Consider the following 13,726-nt stretch of genomic DNA (forward strand, 5'->3'; position numbering starts at 1 on the left):
CCAATCCCCGATTGTTGCAGCAACTGGCGATCAGCGGTTAGCGCCGAGGCGGAATAACTGCACCTGGGTGAGGGCATGGCCTGCTCGTGTGCGGCGAGCTGCACCGCAGGGAAGGCACTGGAACTTGCGTGGCGGCATGGTCCTCCAGAGATCGATGTTGCCATGTGAAAACGATTACATGTCAGAATAAACCAATGCATTCGTTTGCAGGTAGTTCCTCGCAAATGCATGCGGCGTCACCGCCATCGGGAGGGCCGAGGGCAGGGCGCACAACTTACGTTGAGGCCGAACGATGGCGAAAGTGCAGTTGGAAGGTGTCCGCAAGGTCTACGAAAACGGCCAGGTGGCAGTGCAGGGCGCGAGTTTCGAGGTGGCTGACGGCGAGTTGATGGTGCTGGTGGGGCCGTCCGGCTGCGGTAAATCGACCTTGCTCCGCATGATCGCCGGGCTCGAGGACATCAGCGCGGGCACGCTCAAGATCGGTGAGCGCGTGGTCAACGACGTGGCGCCGAAGGACCGGGACATCGCCATGGTGTTCCAGAGCTATGCGCTCTACCCGCACATGACCGTGGCCGAGAATTTGGCGTTCGGGCTCAAGCTGCGCGGCCATCCGAAGCAGGTCATTGCCGAGCGCGTCAACAACGCCGCCGAGTTGCTCGGCCTGACCCCGATGCTGGACAAGCTGCCCAAGGCGATGTCCGGCGGCCAGCGCCAGCGTGTGGCATTGGGTCGGGCGATGGTGCGCGAATCGTCGGTGTTCTTGCTCGACGAGCCGCTGTCCAACCTGGATGCCAAGCTGCGCCATAGCGTGCGCACCGAGATCGCCCAGCTGCATCGCAAGCTCGGCACCACCATGATCTACGTGACCCATGACCAGGTGGAAGCGATGACGCTCGGCCAGCGCATCGTGGTCCTCAAAGATGGCGTGATCCAGCAGATCGACAGCCCGATGGCGCTGTATGACCGCCCGGCCAACCTCTTCGTGGCCGGCTTCTTGGGCAGCCCGGCGATGAACGTATTGCAGGGCCGCCTGGACGCCCAGGACGGCCTGCACCTGCTCATGGCCGATGGCTGGCGTGTGCCGCTGGGCGCGGCGCGAGTGGATGCGAGTTGGTTCGGCCAGGACGTGATCGTCGGCGTGCGCCCGGAACACCTGCAGCCCTCCGACGATGCGGTGCTGGGGTTCGATGCGCGGGTCGATGTGATCGAACCGGTCGGCAACGAGATCTTCCTCAATCTCGATCGTGGCGGTCAGCCGCTGGTGATCCGCGTCCCGCCCCAAGGCCTCCCGGCGGTGGGCCAGTCACTGCGTCTGGCGCTGCGCAGCGGCTCCTTGCACTTCTTCGACCCGGCCACTGGGCAGCGATTGGACGCAGCCTAACGTTCCAGCCCCGGCACGATTGCGAGCGGACGTGCGCCTTGCGTGCCGGCTTGCAAAGCGGTGTCGGCGTCCAGCGTCAGCTCCAACGGCAGCACCGCCAGCGCAAGCTCGCCCGCCACGCTCACCACCGTCCCGATCGTGGTGCCGTCGATTGCGACGGCATCGCCTGCATCGACCGCAGCATCGGTTTCCAGCAACTGCAAAGCGCGCTTGGCCTTGCCCAGGAAGTGCGTGCGCGCCACGATCTCCTGGCCTGGGTAGCAGCCTTTTTTGACGCTGTACGCCTGCAGGCGGTCGAGTGCCAACTGCTGTGGGGTCCACTGTTCGCGCTGGCCCTCGACCAGGCGGGCGAGCCCCAACTGGAGGTCCGAACGCCGCCATTGCGCCTGCGCACTCGACAGTTCGATAGGCTGTGCCAATGCATCCTCGGCGTACAACAGCAGCGTTCGCGGCAACGCGGCGCTGCCCAGATCCAGCTCGATACGCTGCGTTCTGATATCGGCATGCGCGGCGTGCGCGTGCTCCGGCGCGACAAGGCCACCGTAGGCACATAGCGCGGTAGTGTTGATTTTCAGCTTGCGGCGGAACACGAAGCGGCCGAGTTGCGCGGCGATCTCTGCCGCGTTGCCGTCGGGTAACACCATCAGCAAGTGCGCGTCGTCCTCACGCAGGAGTGCGAAGATGGCAATCACGCGCCCCTTCGCCGTCAGCCACGCATTCCACTGCCACTGCCCAATCGCCAGCGCCTGGACGTCATTGGCAAATTGGGCATGCGCGAACGGCACTGCATCCGCGCCGACCAATCGGACGTATTGCATGTCGTGCAGGGAGCCAAAACCCTGCGGAATAAGATTCAGGTTGTCAGCCACGGAAGGGGAGGACTAAAATCGCCAAGTTGTGAGAGCACTATGATAGGCCATCCAACCCCCACCCCAGCGCAGGATTCCGAGACGCAGCCTTTTTCTCAGGAACAGATTCCCGAGAAAAAGCCACTGCCGAAGGAGATTGGTGGGCGCGACGGCCCTGAGCCAACGCGCTACGGCGACTGGGAAAAAAATGGACGCTGCATCGATTTTTGAGCAGCCTTTAGCCACAGCGGCCTAGTGCCGCCCAGCCGAGAAAACGAGCCCAGCGAATGGCGATCCGCGAACGTCCCACTTCTCCACATCTGCAGGTCTACCGCTGGCAGATTCAGATGGCGACCTCGATCTTGCATCGAGCCACCGGCGTCATTCTTTCCGGAGGCGCGCTGGTCATCGCCGTCTCGCTGCTGTTGCTGATGCTCGGGCCGGATCACTGGTCGTGCCTCACCCAGCATCTGGGCGCCTGGTACGGCCAGCTGTTCCTGTTTGCTTGGTCATGGGCCTTTACCTATCACCTGTCCAATGGCATCCGCCACATCGTCCAGGACTTCGGCCGCGGTTTCAGCATTCCGGCCTTTATCCGCAGCAGCTGGACATCGGTGATTGCCAGCCTGGTGCTGACCGCTGCGATCTGGGTGTATGTCCTGACTGGAGCTTCCGCATGAGCCGCTATCGCACCCCGTTGAAAAATGTGCGTGGTCTGGGCGCGGCCAAGACCGGGACCGAACATTTCGTAATGCAGCGTCTGACCGCGGCAGCGTTGGCCGTGCTGGCGATCTGGTTCGTGGCGTTCGTGCTGAGCCTGCTCGGTTCCGACTACACCGCTGCGGTTACTGCGGTGTCCAAGCCGTGGAATGCCGTGTTGCTGGTCGGTTTCCTGGTGGCGATGTTCTGGCATGCGCAGCTTGGCCTGCAGGTCGTGCTCGAGGACTACATCCACAACTCGTTGCTGGCGCTGGTGTTGCAGACGTCGGTGAAGTTCATCGCCGTGCTTGGCGCGATCGTCAGCATTTTCGCAGTGGCGCGCATCGCGCTGGGCGGTGCCTGAGTCATCGGGCACACAGAACAGGAATCCAGATTAGATGTCCGCTTACAAGATCACTGAACACAAGTACGACATGGTCGTGGTGGGTGCCGGCGGCGCCGGCCTGCGTGCCACGTTCGGCTTGGCCCAGAAAGGCCTGCAGACGGTTTGCCTGACAAAGGTCTTCCCGACCCGCTCGCACACCGTGGCGGCGCAGGGCGGTATTTCCGCCGCGCTCGGCAACATGGGCGAAGACGATTGGCGCTACCACTTCTACGACACCATCAAGGGCTCGGATTGGCTGGGCGACCAGGACGCGATCGAGTACATGTGTCGCGAAGCGATTCCGGCCATCATCGAGCTGGAACATTACGGCGTGCCGTTCTCGCGTACCGAAGAGGGCAAGATCTACCAGCGCCCCTTCGGTGGCATGACCACCAAGTACGGCGAAGGCCCGTCGGCGCAGCGCACCTGCGCGGCAGCCGACCGTACCGGCCACGCCATGCTGCATACGCTGTATCAGCAGTCGCTGGCGCATAACGCGCGCTTCATGATCGAGTACTTCGCGCTCGACCTGATCTTCGACGAAGAAGGTGTCTGCCGTGGCGTGCTTGCGCTGGACATGGCCGAAGGCTCGTTGCATCTGTTCCGCGCCCACGGCGTGGTGCTGGCCACCGGCGGTTACGGCCGTGCTTACTTTAGCGCCACCTCCGCGCACACCTGTACCGGTGACGGCGGCGGCCTGGTGATGCGTGCCGGCCTGCCAGTGCAGGACATGGAGTTCGTGCAGTTCCATCCCACCGGTATCTACGGTGCGGGCTGCCTGATCACCGAAGGCGTGCGCGGCGAAGGCGGCATTCTGCGCAACAGCAACGGCGAGCGTTTCATGGAGCGCTACGCACCGCATTACAAGGATCTGGCCTCGCGCGACGTGGTCTCGCGTTCGATGACCGTGGAAATCCGCGAAGGCCGCGGCGTCGGCGAGCACAAGGATCACATCCTGCTCGACCTGACCCACCTCGGCCCGGAAGTCATCAACGAAAAGCTCCCCGGTATCGCCGAAAGCGCCCACATCTTTGCCGGTGTGGACGTGTCCAAGCAGCCGATCCCGGTGCTGCCGACCGTGCACTACAACATGGGCGGCATTCCGACCAACTTCTACGGCGAAGTCGTGCGCAAGCAGGGCGACGATCCGGATGCGGTGGTGCCCGGTCTGTATGCAATCGGCGAAGCCGCCTGCGTGTCCGTGCACGGTGCCAACCGTCTGGGTTCCAACTCGTTGCTGGACCTGGTGGTGTTCGGCCGTGCGGTGGCAAACCGCTGCGCCGAGACGGTCAAGCCCAACCAGCCGCACAAGACGTTGCCGTCCGATGCCTGCGACAAGGCGCTCGGTCTGCTGGACAAGTTGCGCTACGCCAACGGCTCCACGCCGACCTCGGTGATCCGCGACAACATGCAGCGCACCATGCAGTCCGACGCTGCGGTGTTCCGCACCAGCAAGACGCTCAAGGAAGGCGTGGACAAGATGGCCGAGATCTTCGCCACCTTCGAAGACGTCAAGGTGTCCGACCGCTCGCTGGTCTGGAACTCGGATCTGATCGAGACCTACGAGTTGAACAACCTGCTGCTCAACGCGGTGGCGACGATCAATTCGGCCGAGCAGCGCAAGGAAAGCCGTGGCGCGCATTCGCACGAAGACTTCCCGGACCGCGACGACGTCAACTGGCAGAAGCACACGCTGGTCACCGTCGACGACAAGGGCAAGTGCGCGTTCGAATATCGTCCGGTGCATATGTACACGCTGAGCAAGGACGTGGACGTCGTCCCGCCGAAGCCGCGCGTGTACTGATCGATGCGCATGCAACGCTCCCTCGCTGCATTGAAGCCAGTCGCCGGGTTGCCCCGGCGTGGCGGCAATCGCTTGCAGCGGTTCGGGCGTTTCATCTCGCAGGGGCAGCGCCGGCACCACGCTGGTTGCTGTACCGCCGCTTCGGTGGCGGGATCCATCGTCTTTACCTTCATGCGCACGGTGCGGCTGTCGTTCGCACCGCGCATCGCCTGAGCCAACGAGAGCAGCTATGGCAGAGTTCACCCTCCCCAAGAATTCAAAGATCGGCAAGGGTAAGCATTACCCTGCGCAGGGCGCCAAGAACACGCGTACCTTCAAGGTCTACCGCTGGGATCCGGATGGCGACGCCAACCCGCGCACCGACAGCTACGAGATCGATCTCGACAAGTGCGGCCCGATGGTGTTGGACGCGCTGATCAAGATCAAGAACGAGATCGACCCGACGTTGGCGTTCCGCCGTTCGTGCCGCGAGGGCATCTGCGGCTCGTGCGCGATGAACATCGACGGCACCAACACGCTGGCCTGCACCAAGGCCATCGATGCCTGCGGAAAGGCCGAGGTCCCGATCTATCCGTTGCCGCATATGGATGTGATCAAGGATCTGGTCCCCGATCTGACCCACTTCTATGCGCAGTACGCGTCGATCAAGCCGTGGATCCGCACCCAGACGCCGCCGCCGCCGGATCGCGAACGCCTGCAGTCGCCGGAAGACCGCCGCAAGCTCGATGGGTTGTACGAATGCATCCTGTGCGCGTGCTGCTCGACCAGCTGCCCGAGCTACTGGTGGAATGGCGAGCGTTATCTGGGTCCGGCCATCCTGCTGCAGGCCTACCGCTGGATCATCGACTCGCGCGATGAGGACACCGGCGCGCGCCTGGACGATCTGGAAGACCCGTTCAAGCTGTATCGCTGCCACACCATCATGAACTGCGCACGGACCTGCCCGAAGGGCCTGAATCCGGCGCTGGCGATCGCCGAGATCAAGAAGTTGATGATGGCGCGTCGCGCCTGATCGCAAGGCACCGAGGTTTCGCATTGGCGGGATGTTGTTCGCAGCGGCACCGGCCCGATGGTCAGGTGCCGCTGTCGTTTTCGCTCCCGCCGCAGGGCGGGGTGGAGAGAGGGATGGACGAAGAAACCTTGTTGAAAAAGCTGCGCTGGCGTTGCCGGCGCGGCATGCGCGAACTGGATCAGCTGTTCGGGCGCTACCTGGACCAACGCTGGACGCACGCTTCCGAGGCCGAGCGCGCGGTTTTCCTACAGCTGCTGGATTGCGAAGACGATAAGTTGTGGCGCTGGTTCATGGGTTACGAGGCTTGCCCGGATGTCGCCAACGCTGCACTCATCGCCGATATCCGCGCCTTGCCGGCTTGAGTGGCGGCCTTCGCGCGGACTTGTTTGCGCACTGAGCCTTCTCGCGGTGCTGGCACTGTGCGCCATCTGGCGCAGCGGCGTACCGGCTTGGTTGGCTGTGATGCTGTCCGTCGTTGTGCCGGCCTCGGTCGGAAGAGTGCTCTGGCTGTTGTTGCGTTCGCCACCGCGGCAACTGCTTGTGCCCTGGGGCGAGAGCCCCGCCAGCATTGACGGCGCCCAGGTGCAAAACCTTCAGGTTGCCTGGCGCGGGCCGATTGCGGTGGTGTCATGGACGGGGCTGGATGCGCGTCGCGAACGCCTGCATTTCTGGCCGGATACCCTGCCTGCAGCGCAACGACGTGAACTGCGTCTGGCCGCTCAGGCACACGCGATTTCGTCCGGGCGTCCGCAAGTGGCACCATAGCGTCCCTTTCCTGGTTGAACCGCATGTTCAAACCTATCCCGGTTGCCATCGGCTTACGCTACCTGCGTGCCAAGCGGCGCAATGGCTTCATCTCGTTTATCTCGATGGCATCGATCCTGGGCATCGCCCTGGGCGTCACCGTGCTGATCACCACGCTGGCGGTCATGAGCGGTTTTCAGAAGGAAATTCGCGACCGTCTGTTGCAGATGGCCGCACACGCCACCGTCAGCGCCGAAGGTGCGCCGATGCGCGACTGGCAGCATGCGGTCGAGGTCGCCATGGCCGACCCGCGTGTTGCCGGCGCCGCACCGTATATCGAAACCGAATCGCTGCTGCAGGGCCCGCGCAAGCAGCCGGCCATCGTGCGTGGCATCGTTCCGGCCGAAGAGAACAAGGTGTCGGTACTGGCCAAAAAGATGCAGCAGGGCTCGGTCGACAGCCTGACGCCCGGCTCCTACAACATCGTCATCGGCAAGGAGCTGGCGCTCTGGCTGGGCGTGGATGTAGGCGACAGCGTCGTCGTATTGCTCAGCGATACCCAGGCCACGCCGTTGGGCGCGATGCCACGGCTCAAGCGCTTCACCGTCAGTGGGATTTTTGAGGCCGGTTACAACGAAATCGACCGTGGGCTTGCCGTGGTCAATATGCAGGATCTTGGGCGGATCTTGCGCATGGATGGCGTCACCGGCGTGCGCCTGCGCCTGCACGACATGGATCAGGCCTGGCCGGTAGCGCGCGATCTTGCGGTGAAGTTGCATGGCCCGTATCGGGTCAGCGACTGGACCCAGGAAAACGCCAATCTCTATCACTCGTTGAAGATGGAAAAGACCGTGATGGGCATCCTGCTGTCGCTGATCGTGGCGATGGGCGCGTTTAATCTGGTGTCCTCGCAGGTGATGCTGGTCACCGACAAGCAGGCCGACATCGCCATCCTGCGCACGCTGGGCTTGTCGCCTGGCGGAGTGATGCAGGTGTTCATGGTGCAGGGCTCGTTGATCGGTTTCATGGGCACGATCATGGGGGTGATCGGCGGCATCGTGCTGACGCTCAACCTGGAGCGCATCCTCGGCGTGATCGAAGCGATTTTCAGCGTCAAGTTGTTGCCCGAAGACGTGTACTACATCACCGGCCTGCCGACCGACATGCAGACCCAGGACGTGGTGGTGATCACCGTGGTGGCGTTGGTGATGAGTTTCCTGGCGACCCTGTACCCGGCGTGGCGCGCTTCGCGTACCCAGCCGGCGGAGGCGCTGCGTTATGAATGAGATCAAGGAATCGGGAAACGGGAATCGGGAATCGGTTGTGCAGAAGCCAAACCAAGCAGAGGCAGTGATTCGGGCCGAGGGTCTGGGCAAGACCTACGCCGAAGGCAAGATGCGCACACCGGTGTTCGATGGTCTCGACCTGTCGGTGGCGACCGGCGAAACCGTGGCGATCGTCGGCGCATCCGGCGCTGGCAAAAGCACGTTGTTGCATCTGCTGGGCGGCCTGGATGTTCCGACTGCGGGCGAGGTGTATGTGGCCGGTGAGCGGATGTCGGCGCTTTCGGATGGGCAGCGCGGCAAGTTGCGCAACCAGGCGCTCGGCTTCGTCTATCAGTTTCATCACCTGCTGCCGGAGTTCACCGCGCTCGAGAACGTGATGATGCCTGTGTTGTTGTCCGGCAAGGACGTGTCGTTTGCCAGAGCGCAGGCATTGCAGCTACTGGAATCGGTCGGCCTTGGGCATCGTATCGAACACAAGCCCAGCGAACTGTCCGGCGGCGAGCGTCAGCGCTGTGCGGTGGCCCGTGCGTTGGTCAACAAGCCGGGCTGCGTGCTGGGCGACGAGCCCACCGGCAATCTCGACGACAAGACCGCGGGCACTGTCTTCGAGCTAATGCTGGAACTCAACCGCGCACAGCGCACCAGCCTGGTGCTGGTCACGCACGACCGTAGCCTTGCGCGCCGCCTGGACCGTGTGCTCGAACTGCATCAGGGCAAGTTGCGCGAATTGGCGCCTTCAGCAGTGTGAGTGCCGGCGACGCGATCGGGTTGCCGGCCGCGTCGCGCAATACAGCGGACGTATCTATCGCGACAGGTCGTTGCGTGCCGGATCCGCAGCGTGGTCGTTTGCTGCGTCGCTCGCTTGATGCAATTCCCAGAGCGTAGCTCCAAGAGCAGCTAACAACGCGTGGAGAGCAGTTTTCAGGTGGGTGTTGACGTCGCGCGCTCTGACCCGGTGTGCACGGTGGTACATGTCGCACCGAGAGGCCGCGCCCACCTGGTGGTGAACTCTGCGGGTTTATGAGCTGACATAAAGCCCTGGATTCCATGTTCATCCACATCGCTGCAGGCCATTGCGACCTGCAGCGATGCCGTGGCATCGATCAGGGAATGATGCGTCGTGCCCGCAAGCGGGTGAACAACTCGAAGAACGAGGCGCGGCTGTCGTAGAAGTCCAAGAAGCCCAACTCGCGGCTCTTGGTCATGTCGTTGACGCATTCGATCTCACGCCCAAGGTCGGCGTCGGTGTGCCACCACGAGGCCAGACGGTTGACGTCCGACTCGACCAGATTGTGCTGCGCGGCCAGCTCGGCCCACAACGCCGGTGCGGTCTCGGTCAAGCGCGCTTCCAATGGCTGCGGCGTGTCGGGGCAGGGGACGGCATCGAGCTGGAAGAACTTCGCAATCTCCCCCCACATCCAGCGCCAGCGGAACACATCGCCGTTGACGGTATTGAACGCTTGATTGCGCGCCGCAGGGCTCAGGCCGGCCCACGCCAGTTGGCGGCCAAGCAGGCCGGCATCGGTGAGGTCGGTGAGGCTGTTCCACTGCGCCTGCGAGCCCGGAAACACGAAAGGCTGCCCGGTGTGTTTGCACAGCGAGGCGTAGACGGCCAGCGTCACGCCCATGTTCATGGCATTGCTGCCGTTGGCCATGCCGATCATGGTGTGCGAGCGATGTACGCTCCAGCCGAAACCATGCTGCTGCGCATGGGCGAACAGCAGGTCTTCCAGCGTGTAGTAGAAGTTTTCGCCGGGCTGGCGTGGCTCACTCTCGCGAAACGGCGTCTCTGCCTTGCCGCTTCCGTAATTTTCGAACGCGCCCAGATAGTGCTTTGTTCCCGTGACCAATGCCATGTGCTGCAGCGGTGCATCGCTGAGCGCATCGCACAGGTGCCGCATCATTGCGCCGTTGGCCTCGACGTTCTCGCGTTCGGTATCGCGACGCGTCCAGGTGCAGAAGAACACATGCGTGATCGGCAAACCCCTCAGTGCATTACTGGTACTTTCGGCGTCAAGTAGATCTGCCGCGACCGGGATGACGCCGTCGTGGGGCAGTGGTCGACGTGCGAGGCCGTACACGGTCCAGCCGTCGGCAAGTAGCACGTTGGCAAGGTTGTAACCGGAAATGCCGGTCACACCGACGATCAATGCAATGCCTTTACGCATGGGGGAGGCTCCTGGAAAACAACGGTGACCATAGCGGCGACACCATGAAATCGAAGCGAATGCGAGCGAAGGGGTACTAACATCGCAGATAGGTCGATTTGCCGCGGGACACGCACTCCATCCACGCACTGTTCTATGCATCGCGTTGAGTGATTACTGCGTGCTGCGACGCGGTTGTTGTGTGGTCGCAATCAGCGACCGCAGGGATAGCGGTCTTCCTACCCGTGCTCAGGCAGACCTCCGCTGTGTGTGGAACGCGTTGCGACCTAAGCTGAAGGCGTCGAGTAATAGGGGCCAGGATGGCGAGCGGCAGCATGGAGGTGGCAGCGCAGCGAGCCCCACCGCAGATGGTATCGGCCGTTGCCATAGCTGCGGCATTGTTGCTTGGCGTAGCGGCATGCGCCTGGTCGCCGGCACTGCTGCCGCGACTGTTGTATGCGAGCTGCGTCTGCGTGGCGCTGCTAGGCATCGGCATAACGCTGTGGCGGCGTCCACGCTGGAGCGCAGCGCTGGTCTTGCTGGCCGCCGCATTGCTCGGATTCGGCATGATGGGATGGCAGGTGGTCGGCGCCCTGCAAGCGCAACTACTGCCGCAGGACGAGGTGCGCGAAGTGACAGTGCGCGGTCGGATTGTCGGGTTACCGATCGCCGAGCAACGCCGTACCCGCTTTCAGTTGCGCGTCGACGAAGCTCCGGTGCAGCCCACAGCACTGCGTGGCAAGCCCCTACAACTGGCCTGGTACGACGATTCCGGCGCCGAGCGCATCGGTCCACGCGCAGCGCTGCAGGCTGGTTCAAGCTGGCAGCTGCGGCTCAAGCTGCGCGCGCCACGCGGTTTGCGCAATCCCGGTGGCTTCGATGCGGAGCGTCAGGCGCTGGCGCAACGCATCGCCGCAACCGGCTATGTGCGCGTGCCTGACGCCGCACGCCAGACTGCACCACCGCAAGGCGTCGATGCCTGGCGTGAAGGAATGTCGCAACGCATCGCCGAGCGCATCAGCGGCCCGTCTGCGCCGTACCTGCGTGCGCTCGCACTGGGTGATACGCGCGGGCTCGACGATGCGGCATGGGCCACATTGCGTGCGACCGGACTTAGTCATTTGATCGCCATCTCGGGATTTCACGTCGGGCTGGTTGCGGCGTTCTTCGCATTATTGGTCGCCGGCGTGTGGCGTTGGCAGCCGCGACTTGGCACAGTGATGCCGCGTCTGCACGCGGCATCCATTGCTGCCTTACTTGGCGCTGCCGCCTACGCGGTATTGGCAGGCCTGGCGCTGCCGACGGTACGCACCGTGTTGATGATTGCCGTGGTCGCCCTGGTCAGAGTATTGCGGCGACGCGCCTCAACCGCGCACATCCTCGCGCTCGCCTTGTTGGCGGTCCTGCTGTGGGATCCGCTCAGCGTGCTGGTCGCTGGCTTCTGGCTCAGCTTCGCCGGCGTGGCGTGGCTGGTGTGGTGCCTGCCGTCGGACGATCGCGCCATCGTGCGCGGCTTCCTGTCTGCGCAGACCGTGGCCACCGTCGGCCTGCTGCCCTTGACGGTCAGTCTGTTCGGGCAGGCATCACTGGTGGGGCCGTTCGCCAATCTGGTCGCCATTCCGTGGTGGACCTGCGTGGTGGTGCCGCTGTGCCTGTTGGGGACCGCACTCGAATCGATCTGCCCAGGCGCCGGCGTATGGGCATGGCAACTTGCGGGCTGGTGCTTTGAGCTGACCTGGCCGGTGTTCGTCTGGCTCGGGCAGACCACGGTGGCATTGTGGTGGGTGCCCGAGTCCGACGCGGTTGCGCTGATCGCGGCCTTGCTCGGTGCGTTCTGGCTGTTGCTGCCGCGCGGCACGCCGGGTAAATGGTTGGCGGCGCTGCTGTGGTTGCCGCTGCTCTGGCCGGACCGCGAGCTGCCTGCCGCGGGTGAGGCTGACGTGCAGGTCTTGGATGTGGGACAGGGCTTGGCGGTGCTGGTGCGCACGTACCGGCATGTGCTGTTGTTCGATACCGGCCCCGCGGTGCGCGATGGCTTCGACGCCGGCGAGCGCGTGGTGCTGCCGGCGTTGCGTGCGCTCGGCGTGCGCCGACTGGACGCCATCGTACTCAGCCATGCCGACGCCGATCATGCCGGTGGCTATACCGCGGTGCGCGCGGGGCTGCCGGTCGCATTCACCGCTGCACCACCGGATGCGCCGCTGGACGTCAACACACGCTGCCGCGCCGGGCAGCAGTGGGAGTGGGACGGTGTGCGCTTCCGCTTCCTGCATCCCAGCGACGGCTTTCCGTATCTGCGCAATCAATCCAGCTGCGTGCTGCGGGTCGAAACGCAACATGCGAGCGCGCTGTTGCCGGGTGACATCGGCGAGCTCGTCGAACGCCGCCTGCTCCGCGGACACGCCGCGGACGTGCGTGCCGATCTGGTGATCGTCCCGCACCATGGCAGCGCCGATGGCTCGCATCCCGGCTTCATCGCGGCGACCGGCGCACGCCTGGCGCTGGTGTCGTCCGGCTACGGCAACCGATTCGGGCATCCGCGCGCCGAGGTGGTGCAGCGCTGGCAGGCGGGCGGGGCGGAAGTGCTGGACACTGCGCAGGCCGGCGCGATCAGGGTCTGGCTGGGCGCTGATGGCCTGCGGCTACGTGAGCGACGGCGCTGGCAGCCACGGCTATGGGATGCTGCGGAACGGCGACGGTCGGCTGCTATCCTATCGGCCAGCGAATAGGCGGCCGCGTTGCCGGAGGAATCGAATCGTGTTGGAGCTGGTCGAGGCAGGCGGTTGGCCGATGGTGCCGTTGCTGTTGCTGGGCGTGGTGGCCGTGGCGATCATGCTGGAGCGTTTGTGGAGCTTGCGCCGCAATGAAGTGACGCCGCCAGGTCTTGGCGAAGAAGTCCGTAATTGGGCCGCGCGCGGCAAGCTGGATCCCACCCATATCGAGTCGTTGCGCCGCAATTCGCCGTTGGGCGCCTTGCTGGCCGCCGCGCTGGACGTGCGTGGCCGCCCACGTGAATTGATCCGCGAACGTCTCGAAGACACCGGCCGGCATATCGTGCATCGAATGGAGCGTTATCTGAACGCGTTGGGCACGATCGCATCGGCCGGGCCGTTGTTGGGTCTGCTCGGCACTGTGGTCGGCATGATCCAGATGTTTTTGGGCATTCTGGATCATGGCGTGGGCGATGTGAATCAGCTCGCCGGCGGCATCGGCAAGGCGTTGGTGTGCACCGCCACCGGCATGATCATCGCCGTGCCGGCCTTGATGGCGCATCGCTTCTTCAAGGGGCGCATCGCCGGTTACGTCATCGAGATGGAACAGGAAGCCACCTTGTTGCTGGACACCATGGATGGCCGCCAGGTGCCGGCAGCCGTCGCGCCGGCTGCCGCAGGCGCCACGCCCGTCACGGTAAAGGGTTGA

General features: G+C 63.9%; 14 protein-coding genes and 1 pseudogene. 13 read left to right on the forward strand and 2 right to left on the reverse strand.

Annotated features, from left to right (window positions below; all coding sequences use genetic code 11):
- Positions 1 to 292: 292 nt before the first annotated feature.
- Positions 293 to 1,381 (forward strand): ABC transporter ATP-binding protein, encoded by a 1,089-nt coding sequence (locus tag XBLMG947_RS17265; RefSeq protein ID WP_065469841.1) that lies wholly within the window; start codon positions 293 to 295, stop codon positions 1,379 to 1,381.
- Here XBLMG947_RS17265 and ygfZ read toward each other — a convergent pair.
- The gene (ygfZ, locus tag XBLMG947_RS17270) at positions 1,378 to 2,250 is read right to left on the reverse strand and encodes a CAF17-like 4Fe-4S cluster assembly/insertion protein YgfZ (RefSeq protein ID WP_065469842.1); all 873 of its coding nucleotides are present in this window, start codon (positions 2,248 to 2,250) and stop codon (positions 1,378 to 1,380) included. The two genes, XBLMG947_RS17265 and ygfZ, sit on opposite strands and share 4 nt — an antisense overlap.
- 39 nt (positions 2,251 to 2,289) lie before the next feature.
- Here ygfZ and XBLMG947_RS23795 point away from each other — a divergent pair, with 39 nt between their 5' ends.
- From XBLMG947_RS23795 to lolD, 10 genes are all read left to right on the forward strand, one after another.
- Positions 2,290 to 2,460, forward strand: coding sequence for a DUF1674 domain-containing protein (locus tag XBLMG947_RS23795; RefSeq protein ID WP_167352040.1), 171 nt, complete (start codon positions 2,290 to 2,292; stop codon positions 2,458 to 2,460).
- Positions 2,461 to 2,516: 56 nt separating this feature from the next.
- Positions 2,517 to 2,909 (forward strand): succinate dehydrogenase, cytochrome b556 subunit, encoded by a 393-nt coding sequence (sdhC, locus tag XBLMG947_RS17275; protein ID WP_065469843.1) that lies wholly within the window; start codon positions 2,517 to 2,519, stop codon positions 2,907 to 2,909.
- Positions 2,906 to 3,292: a succinate dehydrogenase, hydrophobic membrane anchor protein gene (gene sdhD, locus XBLMG947_RS17280; RefSeq protein ID WP_065469844.1), complete on the forward strand. Its 387-nt coding sequence runs from the start codon at positions 2,906 to 2,908 to the stop codon at positions 3,290 to 3,292. The genes sdhC and sdhD overlap by 4 nt, the downstream gene beginning before the upstream one ends.
- 34 nt (positions 3,293 to 3,326) lie before the next feature.
- Entirely contained in the window at positions 3,327 to 5,117 is a 1,791-nt protein-coding gene (gene sdhA, locus XBLMG947_RS17285) for a succinate dehydrogenase flavoprotein subunit (RefSeq protein ID WP_065469845.1), read from the forward strand.
- A 9-nt stretch (positions 5,118 to 5,126) separates the two neighbouring features.
- Entirely contained in the window at positions 5,127 to 5,330 is a 204-nt protein-coding gene (locus XBLMG947_RS17290; protein ID WP_065469871.1) for a hypothetical protein, read from the forward strand.
- Positions 5,331 to 5,346: 16 nt separating this feature from the next.
- Positions 5,347 to 6,129 carry a succinate dehydrogenase iron-sulfur subunit gene (locus tag XBLMG947_RS17295; RefSeq protein WP_046964080.1) on the forward strand — a complete coding sequence of 261 codons (783 nt, stop codon included), beginning with the start codon at positions 5,347 to 5,349 and terminating at the stop codon, positions 6,127 to 6,129.
- 113 nt (positions 6,130 to 6,242) lie between these two features.
- On the forward strand, positions 6,243 to 6,491 hold the full coding sequence (locus tag XBLMG947_RS17300; protein WP_065469846.1) for an FAD assembly factor SdhE: 249 nt from the start codon (positions 6,243 to 6,245) through the stop codon (positions 6,489 to 6,491).
- Complete coding sequence (locus XBLMG947_RS17305) at positions 6,442 to 6,894, forward strand: hypothetical protein (RefSeq protein WP_065469847.1); 453 nt, start codon at positions 6,442 to 6,444, stop codon at positions 6,892 to 6,894. The genes XBLMG947_RS17300 and XBLMG947_RS17305 overlap by 50 nt, the downstream gene beginning before the upstream one ends.
- A 23-nt stretch (positions 6,895 to 6,917) precedes the next feature.
- Positions 6,918 to 8,159, forward strand: a complete 1,242-nt coding sequence (locus XBLMG947_RS17310) for a lipoprotein-releasing ABC transporter permease subunit (RefSeq protein WP_065469848.1) — start codon at positions 6,918 to 6,920, stop codon at positions 8,157 to 8,159.
- Positions 8,152 to 8,907 (forward strand): lipoprotein-releasing ABC transporter ATP-binding protein LolD, encoded by a 756-nt coding sequence (gene lolD / locus XBLMG947_RS17315; RefSeq protein ID WP_065469849.1) that lies wholly within the window; start codon positions 8,152 to 8,154, stop codon positions 8,905 to 8,907. The genes XBLMG947_RS17310 and lolD overlap by 8 nt, the downstream gene beginning before the upstream one ends.
- 355 nt (positions 8,908 to 9,262) lie before the next feature.
- On the opposite strand, the gene XBLMG947_RS17320 is transcribed toward lolD, so the two are convergent.
- The gene (locus XBLMG947_RS17320) at positions 9,263 to 10,327 is read right to left on the reverse strand and encodes an SDR family oxidoreductase (protein WP_065469850.1); all 1,065 of its coding nucleotides are present in this window, start codon (positions 10,325 to 10,327) and stop codon (positions 9,263 to 9,265) included.
- 299 nt (positions 10,328 to 10,626) lie between these two features.
- On the opposite strand from XBLMG947_RS17320, the pseudogene XBLMG947_RS17325 reads away from it, so the two are divergent.
- Positions 10,627 to 13,173 (forward strand): annotated as a pseudogene (locus XBLMG947_RS17325) (DNA internalization-related competence protein ComEC/Rec2).
- Positions 13,064 to 13,726 (forward strand): MotA/TolQ/ExbB proton channel family protein, encoded by a 663-nt coding sequence (locus XBLMG947_RS17330; RefSeq protein WP_065469852.1) that lies wholly within the window; start codon positions 13,064 to 13,066, stop codon positions 13,724 to 13,726. Before XBLMG947_RS17325 ends, XBLMG947_RS17330 begins: the two are co-directional and overlap by 110 nt.

Origin of the sequence: Xanthomonas bromi, assembly GCF_900092025.1 — a bacterium.
Lineage (GTDB): Bacteria > Pseudomonadota > Gammaproteobacteria > Xanthomonadales > Xanthomonadaceae > Xanthomonas > Xanthomonas bromi.

Coding starts and splice junctions, on each gene's coding strand:
- XBLMG947_RS17295 (WP_046964080.1), top strand. CDS start 5,347: ATGGCAGAGTTCACCCTCCCCAAGAATTCAAAGATCGGCAAGGGTAAG.
- XBLMG947_RS17300 (WP_065469846.1), top strand. CDS start 6,243: ATGGACGAAGAAACCTTGTTGAAAAAGCTGCGCTGGCGTTGCCGGCGC.
- XBLMG947_RS17265 (WP_065469841.1), top strand. CDS start 293: ATGGCGAAAGTGCAGTTGGAAGGTGTCCGCAAGGTCTACGAAAACGGC.
- sdhA (WP_065469845.1), top strand. CDS start 3,327: ATGTCCGCTTACAAGATCACTGAACACAAGTACGACATGGTCGTGGTG.
- XBLMG947_RS17310 (WP_065469848.1), top strand. CDS start 6,918: ATGTTCAAACCTATCCCGGTTGCCATCGGCTTACGCTACCTGCGTGCC.
- XBLMG947_RS17290 (WP_065469871.1), top strand. CDS start 5,127: ATGCAACGCTCCCTCGCTGCATTGAAGCCAGTCGCCGGGTTGCCCCGG.
- XBLMG947_RS17320 (WP_065469850.1), bottom strand. CDS start 10,327: ATGCGTAAAGGCATTGCATTGATCGTCGGTGTGACCGGCATTTCCGGT.
- lolD (WP_065469849.1), top strand. CDS start 8,152: ATGAATGAGATCAAGGAATCGGGAAACGGGAATCGGGAATCGGTTGTG.
- XBLMG947_RS17305 (WP_065469847.1), top strand. CDS start 6,442: ATGTCGCCAACGCTGCACTCATCGCCGATATCCGCGCCTTGCCGGCTT.
- sdhC (WP_065469843.1), top strand. CDS start 2,517: ATGGCGATCCGCGAACGTCCCACTTCTCCACATCTGCAGGTCTACCGC.
- sdhD (WP_065469844.1), top strand. CDS start 2,906: ATGAGCCGCTATCGCACCCCGTTGAAAAATGTGCGTGGTCTGGGCGCG.
- XBLMG947_RS23795 (WP_167352040.1), top strand. CDS start 2,290: ATGATAGGCCATCCAACCCCCACCCCAGCGCAGGATTCCGAGACGCAG.